General features: G+C 57.5%; 17 protein-coding genes and 1 riboswitch. Of the genes, 16 read left to right on the top strand and 1 reads right to left on the bottom strand.

Translation table 11 applies throughout. The annotated features are described in order from the left end of the window. The first annotated feature begins 207 nt into the window (after positions 1–207). The 13 genes from BJL95_RS17890 (at position 208) to BJL95_RS17830 (ending at position 15,821) form a co-directional block, all read left to right on the top strand. Positions 208–576, top strand: coding sequence for a hypothetical protein (locus BJL95_RS17890; protein ID WP_071159867.1), 369 nt, complete (start codon positions 208–210; stop codon positions 574–576). A 43-nt stretch (positions 577–619) separates the two neighbouring features. After that, a complete protein-coding gene (locus BJL95_RS17885) occupies positions 620–2,005 on the top strand; it encodes an MFS transporter (RefSeq protein WP_254786839.1) in 1,386 nt (461 codons plus the stop codon). Positions 2,006–2,036: 31 nt separating this feature from the next. Next, positions 2,037–2,507, top strand: a complete 471-nt coding sequence (ssb, locus tag BJL95_RS17880; RefSeq protein ID WP_064030875.1) for a single-stranded DNA-binding protein — start codon at positions 2,037–2,039, stop codon at positions 2,505–2,507. A 24-nt stretch (positions 2,508–2,531) separates the two neighbouring features. Continuing rightward, positions 2,532–3,701 (top strand): ABC transporter permease, encoded by a 1,170-nt coding sequence (locus BJL95_RS17875; protein ID WP_254786838.1) that lies wholly within the window; start codon positions 2,532–2,534, stop codon positions 3,699–3,701. 2 nt (positions 3,702–3,703) lie between these two features. Then, complete coding sequence (locus BJL95_RS17870) at positions 3,704–4,495, top strand: ABC transporter ATP-binding protein (RefSeq protein ID WP_071159863.1); 792 nt, start codon at positions 3,704–3,706, stop codon at positions 4,493–4,495. After that, positions 4,492–5,484 carry an MlaD family protein gene (locus BJL95_RS17865; protein ID WP_071159861.1) on the top strand — a complete coding sequence of 331 codons (993 nt, stop codon included), beginning with the start codon at positions 4,492–4,494 and terminating at the stop codon, positions 5,482–5,484. Before BJL95_RS17870 ends, BJL95_RS17865 begins: the two co-directional genes overlap by 4 nt. A gap of 520 nt (positions 5,485–6,004) precedes the next feature. Continuing rightward, a riboswitch (cyclic di-GMP riboswitch) is annotated at positions 6,005–6,081 on the top strand. A gap of 102 nt (positions 6,082–6,183) precedes the next feature. Continuing rightward, a complete protein-coding gene (locus BJL95_RS17860; protein WP_064030872.1) occupies positions 6,184–7,002 on the top strand; it encodes a PEP-CTERM sorting domain-containing protein in 819 nt (272 codons plus the stop codon). A gap of 108 nt (positions 7,003–7,110) precedes the next feature. Beyond that, a complete protein-coding gene (locus BJL95_RS17855; protein ID WP_071159930.1) occupies positions 7,111–7,875 on the top strand; it encodes a VPLPA-CTERM sorting domain-containing protein in 765 nt (254 codons plus the stop codon). Continuing rightward, complete coding sequence (locus tag BJL95_RS17850) at positions 7,872–9,527, top strand: hypothetical protein (protein WP_071159858.1); 1,656 nt, start codon at positions 7,872–7,874, stop codon at positions 9,525–9,527. The genes BJL95_RS17855 and BJL95_RS17850 overlap by 4 nt, the downstream gene beginning before the upstream one ends. Before the next feature lie 35 nt (positions 9,528–9,562). Continuing rightward, positions 9,563–10,147, top strand: coding sequence for a cohesin domain-containing protein (locus BJL95_RS17845; protein WP_139306305.1), 585 nt, complete (start codon positions 9,563–9,565; stop codon positions 10,145–10,147). Between the two features lie 197 nt (positions 10,148–10,344). Continuing rightward, the gene (locus BJL95_RS17840) at positions 10,345–13,383 is read left to right on the top strand and encodes a hypothetical protein (RefSeq protein ID WP_175463746.1); all 3,039 of its coding nucleotides are present in this window, start codon (positions 10,345–10,347) and stop codon (positions 13,381–13,383) included. A 113-nt stretch (positions 13,384–13,496) separates the two neighbouring features. Continuing rightward, the gene (locus BJL95_RS17835) at positions 13,497–14,075 is read left to right on the top strand and encodes a membrane integrity-associated transporter subunit PqiC (RefSeq protein ID WP_071159852.1); all 579 of its coding nucleotides are present in this window, start codon (positions 13,497–13,499) and stop codon (positions 14,073–14,075) included. A 690-nt stretch (positions 14,076–14,765) separates the two neighbouring features. Further along, positions 14,766–15,821, top strand: a complete 1,056-nt coding sequence (locus BJL95_RS17830; RefSeq protein ID WP_071159928.1) for an FAD-dependent oxidoreductase — start codon at positions 14,766–14,768, stop codon at positions 15,819–15,821. Positions 15,822–15,834: 13 nt separating this feature from the next. On the opposite strand, the gene BJL95_RS17825 is transcribed toward BJL95_RS17830, so the two are convergent. Then, positions 15,835–16,500 (bottom strand): Crp/Fnr family transcriptional regulator, encoded by a 666-nt coding sequence (locus BJL95_RS17825; protein WP_071159850.1) that lies wholly within the window; start codon positions 16,498–16,500, stop codon positions 15,835–15,837. 242 nt (positions 16,501–16,742) lie between these two features. Here BJL95_RS17825 and BJL95_RS17820 point away from each other — a divergent pair, with 242 nt between their 5' ends. Genes BJL95_RS17820 through BJL95_RS17810 form a run of 3 tightly spaced genes read left to right on the top strand, consistent with a single transcriptional unit; the run spans position 16,743 to position 17,658 of the window. Then, positions 16,743–16,928: a hypothetical protein gene (locus BJL95_RS17820; RefSeq protein ID WP_071159848.1), complete on the top strand. Its 186-nt coding sequence runs from the start codon at positions 16,743–16,745 to the stop codon at positions 16,926–16,928. A 30-nt stretch (positions 16,929–16,958) separates the two neighbouring features. After that, a complete protein-coding gene (locus BJL95_RS17815) occupies positions 16,959–17,210 on the top strand; it encodes a hypothetical protein (protein ID WP_064030864.1) in 252 nt (83 codons plus the stop codon). 13 nt (positions 17,211–17,223) lie between these two features. Then, positions 17,224–17,658 (top strand): hypothetical protein, encoded by a 435-nt coding sequence (locus BJL95_RS17810; RefSeq protein WP_064030863.1) that lies wholly within the window; start codon positions 17,224–17,226, stop codon positions 17,656–17,658. Positions 17,659–17,691: the final 33 nt, after the last annotated feature.

Below are 17,691 nucleotides of genomic sequence, written 5' to 3'. Positions count from 1 at the left end.
GAGGGGGCATCTTGTCGAGTTTAAGGGGAGTCATTAATTCTACTTTGTCAGATTCTCGGTAGTGCTCGTCATTTCGGCGGGGATTGCCGAAATCCAGACCCCACGGACGGATCGAAGCTTGCCATCCATGGCACTGGATGCCCGCTTCCCGCCGGGCATGACGGCGTTGCTTCAATCTGACAAAGTAGAATTAATCGTGACTGGAATATGCATGCCATCGCTGTCGCATTGGAAGGTGGCGACTGGGAAGCGTCTTTAGTCGTCGGCGTCAGTGGTGATTTTGTCATTGGAGTTCCCGACCGAATTGGATTGAAACCGGCGGTGGTTTTCAATCGGAATGGGGGGCTGGTTTGGGTTGTTATATGTCGCTCTCTCACCAACGGCCCGCAACACGCGCCCACAGCTCGTTCTGGGATCAAGGATGACCAATGGACCGCCGAGTCGGCGATGGTCGAATGTGCGGCAATGTCGGCCCATAATCGGATCTTGCTGTTCCGGCCCGGCGGCGGCCGGCTGATCGCGCCGGATTTGGGCCGCGCGCACCGTCCTTGCATTCCTGAGCGCCGCGTAACCTGATACCATAAGCGGCTTTAGGATACCGCGCGAAGAGGAGTTGGGTTTGACACAGGTTCAGGATATTACCAGTCCGATGACGGCCATGGAGAAACGGGCGACCGTCTCGCTGGCCAGTATCTACGCGCTGAGGATGCTGGGTTTGTTCATGCTGCTGCCGGTGCTGTCGTTGTTCACCGAGCAAATGCCCGGTTCGACGCCGAAATTGGTCGGTTTGACGATGGGCATTTACGGTTTGAGCCAGGCGATTCTGCAAATCCCATTCGGTTTGTTGTCCGACCGCTTCAGCCGCAAGACCATCATCGTCATCGGATTGTTGCTGTTCGTGGCCGGCAGTGTGGTGGCCGCGCTGGCGACCGATATTTACGGCGTGTTGATCGGCCGGGCCTTGCAGGGCTGCGGAGCGGTGTCGGCGGCGGTGATGGCTTTGTTGGCCGATTTGACTCAAGAGGTACACCGCACCAAGGCGATGGCGACGATAGGCGCCAGCATCGGCATTTCCTTCGGCGTGGCGATCACGGCCGGACCCATCATCGCCGACCATTGGGGCATCGCCGGTATCTTTTGGATGATCGCGCTGTTGGCGGCGTTGGCGATTCTGGTGGTGCTGTTCGTCGTTCCCAACCCGGAAAAAATCACCACGCACCGCGACGCCGAATACATTCCGTCCGAGCTGAGTTCGGTGATTACCAACCCGGATTTGCTGCGTTTGAATTACGGCATCTTTGCGTTGCATTTGATTTTGATGGCCAGCTTCGTGGTCGTGCCCTTGTTGATGCGCGACGCCGGCCTGGAAGGCGGCAAGCATTGGCTGGTGTATTTGCCGGTGTTGGTCACGTCGATGGCCGGTATCATTCCGTTTGTCATCATCGCCGAGAAAAAGCGCAAGATGAAGGGCGTGTTTCTGACGGCCATTTCGACCTTGCTGGTGGCGAATCTCGGCTTCGTGCTGCTGCACGGCGAGTTGATCGGCTTGATCGCTTGTTTGTGGATCTTTTTCTGCGGGTTCAATTTGTTGGAAGCTACGTTGCCGTCGCTGATTTCCAAAACCGCGCCCGGCGATTTGAAGGGCACCGCGATGGGCATTTATTCCAGTGCCCAATTCATCGGCGCCTTTTTAGGCGGCGCGGCCGGCGGCTGGCTGTACGGCGAATTCGGCCCGGCCTCGGTATTCTTGTTCTCGGCCGGTATCGCCGCCAGTTGGATAGTGATTGCCTGGTTCATGTCACCGCCGCGCTATTGGGCCAATTTACTGTTGCCATTGAAAAACGTGTCGCCGGAGCAAAGCGGCGAATTTTCCAAACAACTGCTGAACATCGTCGGCGTCGAGGAAGTTCGTCTGCATTTCGAGGAACAAGCCGCCTATCTGAAAGTCGATAGTCAGCGCCTGAACAAGGACGATTTGAACCAATTTTTACAGCAATGGCGTTGAGCCGCTGCTTAGTTTTTTTACGGAGAAAACCATGCTGAATAAAGTCATGCTGATCGGAAATCTCGGGGCCGACCCGGAGGTGCGTTATATGCCGAGCGGCGATGCCATTACCACGATACGATTAGCCACCACCCGCCGCTGGAAGGATCGCAATTCCGGCGACCGCAAGGAAGAGACCGAATGGCATCGGGTCGTGTTCTTCTCCGGCCTGGCAAAAACCGCCGGCGAGTATTTGAAAAAAGGCAGCCAGGTTTATGTCGAGGGCCGGATTCGTACCCAGAAATGGCAGGGGCAGGACGGCCAGGATCGTTACACCACCGAAATCGTCGCCGAATCGATGAACATGCTCGGTAGCCGCAGCGGCGGAACCGCTAATTATTCCGATAACAATACGCCGCCGCCGAGCAGTTACGATCAGCGTCCTTCCGCGCCGTCTTCGTCGTCCGGTCCGCAATCGGCGCCGGCGTCTTACGACGATTTCGACGACGATATCCCGTTTTAATCGGTTAAGGCATCCCTCGTCTCGGTGACAACCGCACCCGCTATTCCGCCGGTCAACGCCGCTGGTTCACGGCCGCCCTCGATCGCCGCGAACGTAACGTCGGCGGGCTTGGAAGTCGCCTTCGTCGGCGATTGGCTGTTGCAGTCCGATTCGGCCGACATCGAGCCGATCTTGGCGCGGGTCAAGGCGTTAGAAGCCGGCCAGCGATTGTGTTTCGCGACGGCCGAGCTGGGCCGCTGGGACAGCCTGCTGGTGACCGAGTTGATCAAAATTATCGACTGCGCGACCGGAAAACGGTTGATCGTCGATAAAACCACGCTGCCGGCACCGTTGCAAGGTTTGTTGGCGCTGGTTTACGCGGTGCCGGAACGCCTGGACGCCCAACGCGTTACCCGGAAAATGCGCTGGAGCGAGGCGCTGAGCGCCGAAACCGCCGCCGCGGTCCGGCATGCCAAGGAGATGCTGATCTTCGTCGGCGACATGACGCTTAGCACCTTGGCCGCCGTGCGCGGTCAGGCGCATTTCCGGCGCCAGGATTTGTGGTTGTATATCCAGGAATGCGGCCCGTCGGCCCTGCCCATCGTCACGTTGATCAGTCTGTTGGTCGGTTTGATTCTGGCCTTCGTCGGCGCGGTGCAGTTGTCGCTGTTCGGCGCGCAAATCTACATTGCCAATCTGGTCAGTCTGGGCATGACCCGCGAAATGGGCGGGCTGATGACCGCGATTATCATGTCCGGCCGCACCGGCGCCGCTTATGCGGCGCAGATCGGCACGATGCATGTCAATAGCGAAATCGACGCATTGAAAACGATGAATCTGGACCCGATGGCTTTTCTGGTACTACCCAGAATGCTGGCCTTGATTATCATCATGCCTTTGCTCTGCTTGTATGCCGATTTGATGGGTATCGTCGGCGGCGGCTTGGTCACCGTGAATTTTTTCGACGTGTCTTTGACCGAATATCTTGACCGCACCGCCAACGCGGTCAAGATGAAGGACTTTATCATCGGCTTCGTCAAATGTTCGGTGTTCGGAATTTTGATTGCCTTGTCCGGCTGCATGCGCGGCATGCAATGCGGCCGAAGCGCGTCGGCGGTCGGCGATGCCGGAACCTCGGCGGTGGTGACCGCGATCGTATTCATCGTGGTCGCCGACTCGGTGATGACGATAATCTGTAATCGCCTGGGAATTTAGCGATGGCCGAAGCTTGCATCACGATCAAGGATTTGACGATGACCTACGGCGATTTCGTGATTCAGCGCAACCTGAATTTCACGATCAATCGCGGCGACGTGTTTGTCGTGATGGGCGGCAACGGCTGCGGCAAGACCACGCTATTGCGGCACATGATAGGCCTGAAGGCGCCGGCCGCCGGCGACGTATTCTACGGCGATCAAGCCTTGTGGGCCGCCGATCCGGCCGGTCGCCAGCGCATTCTGCAGCGCACCGGTGTGTTGTTTCAGAGCGGCGCCTTGCTCAGTTCGATGACGTTGGCCGAAAACGTGGCACTGCCGATTACCGAGGCGACCAGCCTGCCGGCCCGGAAGGTCCGCGACATCGTGTCGTACAAGCTGGCACTAGTGGGTTTGGCCGGTTTCGAGGATTATTATCCGTCCGAGTTGAGCGGGGGCATGCAAAAACGCGCCGGTTTGGCTAGGGCCATGGCCCTGGACCCGGAAATTTTGTTTTTCGACGAGCCGTCGGCCGGCCTGGATCCGATTACCGCCAAATTGCTCGACGACCTGATCCTTAGTTTGAGTCAGGCCTTGTCGGCCACCGTTGTCGTGGTGACCCACGACTTGGATAGTATTTTCCTGATCGGCAACAATTCGGTGTTTCTCGATGCCGAAACCCATACGATGATTGCCGGCGGTCCGCCCAAGCAATTGTTGGCGGAATCCAAAGATCCCAATATCGTGCGTTTCCTGACGCGCGGCGATGCCTCGGTATCCCGGCAAGCCGGTGGCCGTATTCGGAGTAGCCTGTGAGCAAGCAAGCCAATCCATTGGCGATCGGTTTGTTTTTGACCGGTGCGCTGACTTTGTTGACGATGGGCGTGATGATTTTCGGCGGCGGCGATTATTTTAAGGACAAAAATCGCTTCGTGATCTTCTTCGACTCGGCCTTGAACGGCTTGAACGTCGGCGCGCCGGTTAAGCTGCAGGGCGTGCAGATCGGCAACGTTAGCGAGATTTCGTTGGTGATGGAAACCGACACCGACCGAATCTACAAACCGGTGGTCATTGAAATCGACCCGGCCTTGCTGCGCAACACCTCGGGCGAAGAGAGCCACGGCCACACCAAAAAGCAGCAACAGGAAGCGGCGCAACGGATGATAGAAGCCGGCTTGAAGGCGCGATTGGAGACTCAGAGCTTGCTGACCGGCTTGCTGTATGTCGATCTAAATTTCTACAGCGACAAGCCGATCAATCTGGTCAAACTGGATTATAAAAATTTGCCGGAACTGCCCAGCGTGCCGACTACGGTCGACGAAATCCGCAACACCGCCGACGAAATCATCAACCGGGCCAAGCAATTGCCGGTCGAGGAAACCCTGAAAAATCTGTCCGATACCTTGACCGAAATCCGCAATCTGTTGCAGTCGGATAACACCAAGCAATCGATGACCGCCTTGGCGAAGTCCTTACAGGAAACCCAAAAGTTGATGGCGACGCTGAACCGGCAAACCGAACCCTTGCTGAGCAACGCCAACGGCGCGCTAACCGACACCCGCGCCACGCTGCGGGATTTCAACCGGGAATTGCTGCCGGTGTTGCGCGCCGCCGAACAAAGCCTGACCGCCGCGACCCAGGTTCTGCAGGAATCGCGGCACACGCTGAATGCGGTCGAGACGCTGGCCGACGCCGATGCGCCGTTGAACCAGGCCTTGCTGGAAGTGCGCAACGCCTCGCGTTCGCTCAAAGACTTGGCCGAGGGGCTGGAACGCCAGCCGCAAGCCTTGATTTACGGCAAATAACTTTCCCACTCTTTGCGGCACCCTCGTTTCGCCGGTCCCGCTGAAACGATGTTTTCCGGCGTCAGTCCGGTTTTAGGCATCAATTAATCTTAAATTTAATAAATTATGTTATACGCCGCGAAGTGCATTGGGCATTTGCGGTAGGAATATTAATTTTAATTTTGTTTCAATAACTTAGCTTATCTATAGTTGAGATTAATTGAGTGAAATCACTCAGCAAAAAATAGGCGAATGGGTTTGTCCGTTTGCTTTTCATGCGCCCCGTCGACCGCAGTCGACGATGTTCAGATTCTCTGTGTACCCCAGTTTAGCAGCGATGACTCGGTTCTGGACTCCAATAGCGCCACCGACAGCCGGTCACCGTTTCCCGGTTTTAGCGAGGTATGGCTGGCACACTAACTGCTTGAGTCTGTTCGCCGCACCGGAAATTACTTTCGGAATCAGCATCTGGACAGCGTGCCGGCAAGAGCGGATCAGGAGAGGCCGCGAGAGTCGAGCCGAGTTTAAGGTGCGGTATCGACGGTAAATTTGCCACATCCGCCGCAAGACGGAGCCGGAAAGCCTTGGGTCTTGGTTCAAGACAGCCGGGTTGCCTCTCGAACGAGAGTAAGCGTCGGTTCGAAGCGTTCGAATCGGCTACCGAAAATCTATCTTTCAAGCCTATAGGAATTAAATATGCAATTTCATGGATCAAAAAAAATGACGTTAGGAAAAACCTGGTTTGCCGCGGCGGCGCTTGCGGCGACCAATCTAGCCAACGCCGGTACCTTGAACGGCGGTGTGTTCAATATCGCATTCAACGACCCAAACGACTTATTGGCCGGCTTGAACTTGGGAGAAGGTTCGATTACCTCTTACTACGTCGCCAATTTTTTCGATAAGGCGGTGGCCGACACCTTGACCGCGAACGATATGGTCGCGACTCCGACGAATACCTATCCGGCGCCGAACATATTAAGTTACGACGTGAATCCAAGCAGTTTGGCGGGCACCGGGATACCGACCGGTTATATCGGCGGCAGCGGGCGCAGTAATCAAGCGACGACGTTGACTTGGGCGTCCGATCAAGACCATCTGCTGAACGCCTCCAGCTTGACCGCGAGCGGTCAGGTCGGTTTGGATGGCGTGTATATGACGCGCGGTAGCTTTACCGGCACGCTGCTGTCCGGCGACTACAAATTCTCTTATATCGCCGCGCGAAACAACGGCACCAACACCGGTTGGACCTTAACCAACAACGTCAGTTTTGCTTCCAATACCTTCGACACCCGTAATATCAGTATTACCACCGACGGCGATAGCCTGGCCTTTACCGGCGAGCTCTGGTGGTCGCCCAACACATCGGCCTTTTTATTCGGTGGCGACGGTTCCAATTCCGCCGGCATGGCCGGCACCTTCAGTCTGATTTCGCCGGTTCCCGCCGCCGTTCCATTGCCGGCCGCCGCGTGGTTGTTCGGTAGCGGTCTGTTCGGCGTGCTGGCATCGCGGCGTCGCAAGTCGGCACCGATCGCCGCGTAACCGGCAACCTTGACCCGGCCGAATATCCGGACGACTAAGTCGTTCGGGTATTTTGCGCATCGGCTCTCAACGGAAATGACTTCCTCTGGCAAATTTATGCATATTCAAATGATAGGGTCGCGCGCGCTCGTTGCCGCGGCACTGCTGGCCGCGTTATCGCCGCCTGTTTCCGCCGCCACGGTTTCCGGCGGTACCATGGTGGTGAATCTCGATCGAGACGCGCTCGCCGACGCAATCGCGATTGACGCGACCGCCGCGCCTTCGATGTACTTGGAGGAATTTTTCGACGCCCCGGCCGCGAATAGCCGCACCGCCACGCAAATTCTCGAAGATCATATCGTGCCGGGCGTCGCCGAAATTCCGGCTAAGAACCTGACGTTTTCAGTGAACGGCACGCATGTCGCCAATCTGACCGGGCGCCACGCAAAACCGACCACGATCGAATTCGATCCGGCCAATTTCGCCTCGACCGTTACCGGCGTCATTGGTTTATCCGGCGTGTTTCGGTTCCGGGTCGATACAGGATCAGAATTCAATCGCATTTTATCCGGCGACTACGCGCTGGAATACGACGCCGCCAATATGGATGGCGCATCCGGCCGTTCCGCATGGTCCTTGTACAATCATGTGTCGTTTCGCTCCCAATCCTATAATTTGTTCAATGTCGTGCTGGATATTCACGACGGTTCGCTGGATTTGAGCGGCGAACTGGGTTTGGGCGAAGGCTATGACCATTTGTTCGGCACCCGCGATGCTATCGTCGGAAATATCAGTTTGCATACTTCGGTGGTACCGGTTCCGGCCTCGATTTGGCTATTTGTTTCAGGTTTGGGCGGTTTGGCGCGCATTGGCATGCGGAGGCGCCATCTATGACGCGCGTTTCCGCGATGGCGTGGTTAAGTAGCGCGGCGTGGATCGCGGCGGCCGGCTCGAATGCGGTCGCGGCGAACGCGCCACACCGATTCGGTGCCTACGCCAGCATACAAATCAACGTCGATTCGGACGGCAATAATATTGTCGGCGACGCGGCTAACGAGCCCGCGCTGGCGATCAATCCACTCGATCCCACCAACCTTGTCGCGGCTTGGCGGCAATTCGACTCGGTGGCGTCGTCGTTTCGTCAAGCCGGTTGGGCCTACTCGGCCGATGGCGGGGCGAGTTGGCATTTTAGCGGCGCTATCACGCCGGGCGAGGGACGCAGCAATCCGACCTTGGATGTCGACGCGTTCGGCCATTTTTATTTCCAAAGTCTGCATTTCGATCCGACCTACACCTTTGTTCAAGACATTCAGGTGATTAAATCGCTGGACGGTGGCCGCGGTTGGGAGGCGCCGGTCCACGCTCATGGCGAAGGCGGCGATAAGGCACAGCTAGCGGTCGATCGTAGCGGCGGCCCCGGAGACGGGCACGTCTATCTGAACTGGCGCGACTGCCTAGACGGCAAATGTTTTAGCCGTTCGCTGGACCGCGCCGCCAGTTTCGAAGCGCCGATCGAACTGCCGGAGAATCCGACCTTCGGCACGATGCGGGTTGGTGGCGACGGTACCTTATATATGGCCGGGCGTTTGGAATACCCGTACTTCGACGAAGAAAACATGGATCGCAATCTGCACAAGCATATTTTCGTCAAATCGACGAATGCCGGCGATGCGAACCAAAAGCCGACGTTCGAAGTACGCGAGATCGATATGGGCGGCTTGGCGCCGCTGTTTTTGTTCAGACAAAACCCGAATCAATACGGGCCGGTCGGCGACGTGCAAATGGCGGTCAACTCCGCAATCGGCGCCCGGCAAGGCGAATTGTACGTGCTCGCCACCGTCGATCCGTCGGGACCGGACAACTTGGACGTTAACTTTATCCGCAGCAGCGACGGCGGCGAAACCTGGTCGGCACCGATTCGGGTCAACGACGATACGCCAGCGGCGAATCATTGGAACTGGTTCGGAATGATGGGAGTTGCGCCGAACGGCCGTATCGACGCGGTTTGGTACGACACTCGCGACAGCAATAGCTACCGGGTTTCGCAACTCTATTACAGCTACTCGTGGGACGGCGGCTCGACCTGGTCCAAGAATCAAGCCGTCAGCCAGAGTTTCGATACGACGATCGCCTCGCCGCACGGTTCGCTGAAAATCGGCGATGCCACCACGCTGGTTTCCCGTGCCGACGGCGCTAGCGTCGCCTACACCGCAACCTACAACGGCGAACAGGATGTTTACTACCTGAAGGTATTTCCGGACTGCAACGCCAACGGCTGGTCCGACGTCGCCGACGTCGCCGAGCGCCGCGTCGGCGATACCAATACCAATCACATTCCGGACGTTTGCGAGACGATCACGGTGGCGGGCGATCTGGACGGCGACCGCGATGTCGATCAAGCCGACGTCAATTTCGTCATCGCTAAACGCAATCGCCGCGTGGTGGACGCCGATCCGGCCGACATTGACCGCAACGGCGCCGTCAACGTATTGGATGCTCGCAAATTGGCGTTATCTTGCACTCGGCCGCGTTGCGCGCTCGAGTAAACTTTTTTTTCAACTTACTTCAAGGAGACCATTCGATGACACATGGGTTTAGACAGATTTTAGCCGGAGCGATGTTGTTGTCGGCCGCCGCCGCCGCGAACGCCGCGATCGAACTTTCACTATTGCCAGTCTCGCAAAGCGCGGCCGAACTTAGCGTCGGCGTCGCGATTTCCGGATTGAGCGACGGCGCGGCGCCGGCCTTGGGCGCTTACGATTTCGACGTCTTGTTCGATACGGCACACCTCGCCTATGTATCGGCCGATTTCGGCGATGCGGGGTTAGGCGATCAATTGGATGCGTTCGCTTTAGGAGTCAATCCGCAATCGGCGGCTTTAGCCGAAGCTGGAAAATTGAATGTGTTTGAATTATCGCTCGACGATCCGGCCGACTTGAACGCTTGGCAAGCTGACAATTTCACGTTGGCGGTTTTGCATTTCAACATTCTGCAAGCAGGTGATACGACGCTTAGTTTGGCGGTCAACGCGTTGGGCGACGCGGACGGCGACGCCTTAGCCGCTAGTACGACGCCGCTAACGGTCACCGCGGTACCTGTACCGCCGGCCTTCGCGCTGATGGCGGCTGGCCTGGGTTTGTTGTTCAAATCGCGCCGTTCGGCTTAACGAAGGCTCTGGCGCTAAGGTCAATAGCGGTTCCGAGCGCGCGGGTGAGCCCTTGCGCTCGGAAGCCGAGCCGTTTCACAAGCCGCATTGGCCGCGAACGGTTCAAATCGGAGGCTGTCGCGGCCTATTCCCCTGCGGTGATTCGGCGCTCCATGACGGAGCGCCAATTTCATGCAAGCTAACAGGAGGTAAACAAAATGTTTAGACGAATTAACTACGCCCTAGCGTACTGTCTTATTTCGATAGGCGCGTTAGGCTTACCGACCACGGTCTCGGCGGGGAGTAAAAGCAATTTCACGTTGTTCGAAAGCGGACAGGTACGACCGTTGGCATTATCGGCAGACCGAGGCCAGTTGTTTGCCTTGAATACGCCGGATAATCGCCTGGAAATTTTTAAAGTAGGCGATCAGCGACTGACGCCCGTCGGGTCGGTACCGGTGGGTTTGGAGCCCGTCGCATTGGCAGTTAGAGACGACAAGGAAGTCTGGGTGGTTAACCATTTGTCGGATAGCATCAGTATCGTCAGCCTGGATGACAACGGCGGCGGTCGTGTCACTCGAACCCTACAGGTGGGCGACGAGCCGCGTGACATTGTATTTGCCAGCGGTAAGGCTTTCGTCACTAGCGCTCACCGCGGACAGAATACCGGCGTCGATCCGCAGTTGTCGGTACCTGGCGTGGGCCGAGCCGATGTGTGGGTGTTCGATGCCGGACAGCTAGGCGACGCGATGAACGGACCGCCTTTGACGGTGCTGACCTTATTCACCGACACGCCGCGTGCGCTAGCGGTGACGCCCGACGGCAAAACGGTTTACGCCGCCGGCTTTCACACCGGTAACGCCACGATGACGCTGAACGATGCTGTCGTCGAACGCGGCGTCGCGCCGCCATTCAATCGGGTTTATCCCGGACCGGCCACCAATCACGCAGGAGAAGCTCAACCCAAATCGGGCTTGATCGTCAAATACGACGGTAGCCATTGGCTAGACGAATTGGGGCAACAATGGGATGACATGGTGCCGTTCTCGTTGCCCGACCGCGACGTGTTCGCGATCGACGCCGCCGCCAATCCGCCGGCATTGCGGACGGATAAGGTCTACAGCGGTGTCGGTACCGTGTTGTTCAACATGCTGGTCAATCCCGCTAGTGGCAAAGTCTATGTGACCAACACCGAAGCGTTGAACCATAACCGCTTCGAGGGTGCCGGCGGTTACAGTAACGGTCAAACCGTACGCGGACATTTCAGCGAAAATCGCATCACCGTGCTGGGGGGCAATCCCACCGTGGCGCCTCGACATCTGAACAAGCATATCGATTACAGCCAATGTTGCGAGCCGATTCCGAATCGGGAAAACGCCGACAGCGTGGCGCTACCGCTGGACATGGCAATTACCGGCGACGGTAAGACGCTATACGTAGCCGCGTTTGGAACCAGCGAAATCGCGCGTTACAACACCGAGGAATTGGAAAATGACAGTTTCGTTCCCAGCAGCGCGGCGCAGATTCCGGTCAGCGGCGGCGGGCCCAGCGGACTGGCGCTCGACGAAGCGAGAGGCTTGTTGTACGTGTTGACGCGATTTGATAATTCGATTTCGGTAATAGACACCGTCAGCGGCCGGGAGGTCAAGCATGCGGCAATGTTCAATCCTGAACCCAAGCATATCGTCGAAGGCCGGCCCTTCCTGTACGATGCGGCGCGTAGTTCCAGCCACGGCGATTCGGCGTGCGCCAGTTGCCATGTATTCGGCGACTTCGATAGCTTGGCCTGGGATCTGGGCGATCCGGATGGCGATCAAGGCGAAAATACCGGCCCGTTCCGCAGTACCCCCGAGGTGGCCGCCCGCGTATTGGGCCATGAATACAATCCGCATTTTCGGCCTATGAAGGGACCGATGTCCACCCAAAGCTTGCGGGGCATGGACAACCACGGTGCCTTGCATTGGCGCGGAGACCGCACCGGCGGTAACGATGCCAATGCCTTGCCGAATTCCGGTCCCAATGTCCAACCCAATGGTGGTTCGTTCGACGAAGACGCGGCGTTTCGAAAATTTAATGTCGCCTTTCCCGGATTGGTTGGGCGAAATGCGATGTTAGGCGACGAACAAATGCAAAAATTCGCCGATTTCGTCATGGAGATTACCTATCCGCCCAATCCGATACGCAATTTGGACGACAGCTTGACCGCTCAGCAGTCGGCGGGTCGAGACTTTTATTTCAAGGCCCTGCCTTCGGATAGCTTCTTTTCCTGTAACGGTTGTCATGTACTCGATCGAGAAGGCAACGCCGAGTATGCCGACGTCAGCAAACCGGGCTTTTTCGGAACGGACGGCCATTACAGTTTCGATCACGTGCTGCAAATCTTCAAAATTCCGCACTTGCGCAATATGTATCAGAAGGTCGGTATGTTCGGGCTGGCGTCGCAATCGACGACCACCGAGTCCAATTACTTTTTACCCAAGGGCAATATCGGCAATATGGGATCGCAGATTCGCGGTTTCGGCTTCGGACCCGACGGCAGCGTCGATACCTTGTTTCGCTTCCTGAGCGCGCAGATATTTTCCAAATCGTTTTTCTCGGCGGAACCCGATCCGAACGACGCTCGAACCCCAATCGAACGTTACTTGGCCGGTATTCCGATCGGAAACCCCGGTGGTTTCGGTTTCGGCGCGGACGGAAATACCGAGCGGCGTAACGTCGAAGCGTTTTTGTTCGCGTTCGACAGTAATTTGTTTCCGGTTGTCGGCCAGCAAGTAACCTTGAGCGCCGCAAGCACCGAAGCGGTTGCCGCGAGAATCGACCTGTTGAAGGCGCAGGCTGATGCCGAGCATTGCGATCTGGTCGCGAAAAATCGCTACAGCGGGTTTTGGTATGTTGGTGGCGGTAAGTTTAGAGCGTCGGCACAAGGGATCGGCGACGTCGGCGATCAGGACTTGCGCGCGTCGGCGGGGTTAACCGGCGGCGAGCTTACCTACACCTGCGTGCCGCCAGGTTCCGGCGAACGCATCGGTATAGACCGCGACAACGACGGCGTTTTGGATAACGACGAATTGCGCGCCGGCGATCTGGACGGTGACGACGACGTCGATAAGGACGACTTAAAGCGGTTGTTGGCCGGGAAAAGTGCCGCGGTCGCGCCCGGCGATCCCAGGGATCTGGATTACGACGGCGGCGTGACGGCGCGGGACGGGCGTAAACTGGTTGCGTTGTGCACGAGGCCGCGTTGCGCATCGAACTGAAGCGGTAGTGTAAAAAGCGAGCGGCGCAAGGCTTAACCGCCGCTCGAATACTATCGGTCGCGAGGTATATACGCGATAATCGGCGTTTAGCCTCGACGTATTCGGTTGCCACGATGAATTTACTCAGCAAGCTTGTTCTAACGGTTTTCGCCGGGTTGGCCCTGTACGGATGCGCGGGCGAGCCCATCAGGTTTTACTTGCTGACTGCCGAGTCCGGCGCCGAGGCGGTCGCGCCGTTGCCGGCCGGGAGCGTTGTTGGTCTGGGGCCGATCCGTTTGCCGGCCTACCTTGATCGGCCGCAATTGGTGGTCGAGGTTGGACCGCATGAATACCAGCTCGAAGAAAACCAGCGCTGGGCGGAGCGGTTGGACGACAACATCACCCGCGAGCTGATGCAATCCTTGGCGCATCGGCTGGGCGTGGCGCAGGTATTGCGCTTTCCCTGGCCGCAGCGGCAGAGCGTCGATTACCAAGTCAGCGCCGATCTGTTGGCGCTGCATCAGACCGCCGCCGGTGTCAGCCGGATGGCGGTGCAATGGCAATTCAAAAAAGCCGAGCAAGCCTGGCAGGGTCGGCGTTTCGAATGCGAAGAGCCGGCCGGCGGCGACGCGGAAAGCATTGTCGCCGCGCAAAGCCGTTGTTTGAGCCGGTTTGCGGCCGAGATTGCTCATGCCTTGGCGCAAGCGCGGTGAATTTCGACCGGCGAAGAACCGGTCTTGCTTGCCCGCTTGGCGGTAATTCCCCAGAAACTTACCCAAACCAACGCCGTTTGCCGTGACCGTTCGTCAGCGAGAAGCTAACAGGCGCGTATCGCCCGTTAAAACGCGAGCCGCCGCAAGTGCCGCCGGACAGGGTTGACAACCATTCACCGAGCCGGCCGGTTTGCAACGATGCTTGGCGCATTGCGCGGATCGCGGAACTTCGCTGGAATGTCTCCTGTTTTGCCGACATCGCCCGAGCGTATCGGCTATTGGCCTACACGTTCAACGATCGGAGATTCGGCGCCGTCCGTACCTGTTGTCATAAAATCTTAACCAAACCGCTTTAAAAACAGCAAATTCAGGATTAAACCGGCGCTCCTCCAAAAACGCGGACATCCAGTGCTACTTTGTCAGATGACTCAACAAGCATCGTCATTCCGGCAGGGATGGCCGGATCCGTTAGAATGCGGAGCGAGTCCGGACGCCACGGACGGATTTAAGCATACCCTCCATGTCACTGGATGCCAGCTTCCCGGCGGGCATGACGGTCTTGAACAAATCTGACAAACTAGAATTAGCCAGTGCAATACTCGGATTGCTAAAGGGCGGGGTTGCGAACTTTAACCATTTCCGGGCGGGCTGAGCGTATTGCCCGGAATATTCAGCGGATTGGAGCATTTTGTGGAGATTGGTATCGTCGGCGGCGGCGTTAACGGTTTGTGTTGCGCTTGGCAACTAGCCAAGCTCGGCCATCGGGTCAGCGTTTACGAGCGCGGCAAATTGATGCGCGCCACCAGTTGCGCCTCGTCTAAGTTGTTGCACGGCGGGCTGCGATATTTGGAAAACGGCGAATTGCGTCTGGTGCGCGAGTCGCTGCGGGAGCGCGACGCCTGGTTGCGGCGCGCGCCGCATTTAACCGAAGCCTTGCGCTTGCGGATGCCGCTCTATCGGCAAGGCCGGCGAGGTCGCTTCACGGTCGGGGCCGGTTTGTTTATTTACGACCGTTTGGCCGGTCGCAGTCTGTTGCCAGGCGCGGTCTGGCTGGACGCCGCGCAAATGTTGGCGGAGGACCCTGGTCTGGATGGCGACGGCCTATTGGGCGGCTACGAGTTTTCGGACGGCCGGATGGACGACTACGCATTGGGCGTCTGGGTCGCCGAGCAGGCAAAAACCGAGGGTGTCGAGATGTTCGAGGACGTCGAAGTGCTGAGACTGGATGCGGCCGGCATCATCGAAACTACCGCCGGCGTCGTTCGTGTCGACCGGGTGTTGAACGTCGCCGGCCCGTGGGCCGGTCGCTTGCTGGAACTCAGCGGCGTCGATTCGCCTTATCGGTTGGACTTGGTCAGAGGCAGCCATCTGTTATTGAATCAAGCTTGCCGGCAAGCTTATTTGCTGGAAGTGCCCGGCGAGCGGCGCATCTTTTTCGTGTTGCCTTGGAAAGGCCAAACCTTGCTCGGCACCACCGAGGTTCGCCAAGGCCTGGACGATGCGATTGCTTGCAGCGATGCCGAACGCGATTATTTGTTGGCGGCTTATAAGCGCTACTTTCCGAATCAAGAGGCGAGGATAGCCGGCCGTTTCGCCGGCGTGCGGCCGCTGATTTCCAGTGCCGCCGATCCGTCCCGCGCCACCCGAGAGTATGCGGTGCATCGCACCGGCCAACTCATCAGCGTATTCGGCGGCAAATGGACCACCGCGCTGGCCTTGGCCGAGCAGGTGGCGGCAAGGCTCTAATCGGCGCTCAAATTTACCAAGCCGCAGGCGGTTTATTGACGATTTTCAGCGCTTTGCCGTCAACCACCACGTAACCGCCCTTGGTGAGTTCCTTCATGATCTTATTGATCATTTCTCGCGACGAACCCACCATGTTCGCCAACTCCTGTTGAGTGGGCTTGTGGGCGATGACCTGAATGTCGCCGTCCTTCTCGGCCATGTCCTGCAACACTTTGATCGTTCGTTCGTACACATTGGACAGCGCCAGCTGTTTCACTTTTTCGGTCAAGTGGCGGACTTTTTCGGCCAGAACGCCGAGCAAGGTGATCGCCACATCCGGATGGGCCTTTAACCACAATATGAAATCGCCTTTCGAGACAATGCCGCATACGGTGTTTTCGGTGGCTTGGACCGCCGCCGAGCGCGGTTCGTTGCTGAGTAGGGCCAATTCGCCGAAATAGCTGCCGGCTTCCTGAATCAACAGCGTGACTTCCTTATCCTTGTCGTCGGTCGAAAACACCCGCACGGCGCCCGACAATACGATGTACAACGAACTGGTGTCGTCGCCCTCGTAAATAATCATGGCCCGTTTCGGAAATTTCACGGTTTTCACCTTGGTGGCCAGCGCCGCCAAGGCCTCTTCCTCGGCGCCGGCCAAAAACGGGATTTTCGCCAGATTGGCAAGGACTTCGCTTTGCATGGTGTTTCCTAGGTCAACATTCGCCGTCCGGCTGTTTCCGCCGGTTGATTCCCAATGATTTTAGCGCTTTCTACTGTGAAAAGCGTCACGAATTCCCGGTGAAGCTTGTCACAGCCTCCGGCGGCGGCGATTGCGTAAAGTACAAGCACCCGCCGAGTTTCGGCGGGCGGCGCGGCAAACTCACTGTAAGTTTAGATTGCCGCGGAATCGGCGCTAGCGCCATTTTACGACGGAGAAACGCAATGAACACAAAACAACCCTTTCAAGAAACGTTAAGAACGCTGAGTGCCCAAGAAATCGAGGCGGTATCCGGCGGACTGGTGTCGTTCGACGGCGACTTGAACCAATTTCCGAAGAAATTTTGGCCGGTGATCAATCCGGGCGCGATCAATATCAAGAACATCGCCACCAAATTCACCATCGGTTAATTCGTATTCACATTCATTGAGGAAGTAGTCATGTCAAAAAAAGCATCGCGTATCGCAACATCCGAATTGGCCCAATTCGCATCGCAAGGTTTAAACCGGGCTCTGGAAGTCAGGGAATTAGCCGGTCAAGAATTGAGTCCGGAACAATTGGCGCAAGTGAGCGGCGGGGTGGCGCTGTTGAACTGGAACGGCATTATCAACGGCGGCCGCTTGCTCCAACAGCTTCAAGTCGCGCCGCAACTCGACGCGGGCCTGACGCTGAATAAATTCGCCGCATTCTAGGGTTGATCGTGCCATGGCCTCGGAAACCTTAGTGTTGTGTCCCAGCGCCCAACCGGATTGGGAGGGTAGTCAGGTCATCGGCGTGATGACCGGTTCGGCCGAGCAGCCGGAACTGGCTTATCTGAAGGAAGCGCTGCCGGTCACCGACGAGATCCTGGAAATGGCCGGACCGGTCACGCCCGGCGAAGTGTTTCGCTTTTCGGCGCCGTGCGCTTGCAGCGGATGCGGTCACTATCGGTCCGAACAGTCGAAGTGCGGTCTGGTCGAAAAGGTCGTGCGCTGGACCCCGGTGGTCGTCGAGCAGTTACCGACTTGTTCGATACGCTCGAACTGCCGCTGGTGGCTGCAGGAGGGCAGGGACGCCTGCCTGCACTGCCCGCAAGTGGTGACCAACGACCTGAACCCGAGCGAGGACATGCGGCGGGCTTCGGATCTGGATGTCGTCTGAGCGCCATGGTCTCGATCAGGCTATGCGAAGAGA

Source organism: Methylomonas sp. LWB, assembly GCF_001856095.1.
GTDB classification, from domain to species: Bacteria; Pseudomonadota; Gammaproteobacteria; order Methylococcales; family Methylomonadaceae; genus Methylomonas; species Methylomonas koyamae_A.
The sequence above is the reverse complement of the archived record's forward strand: the minus strand, read 5'-3'. Positions and strand labels throughout refer to the sequence as shown.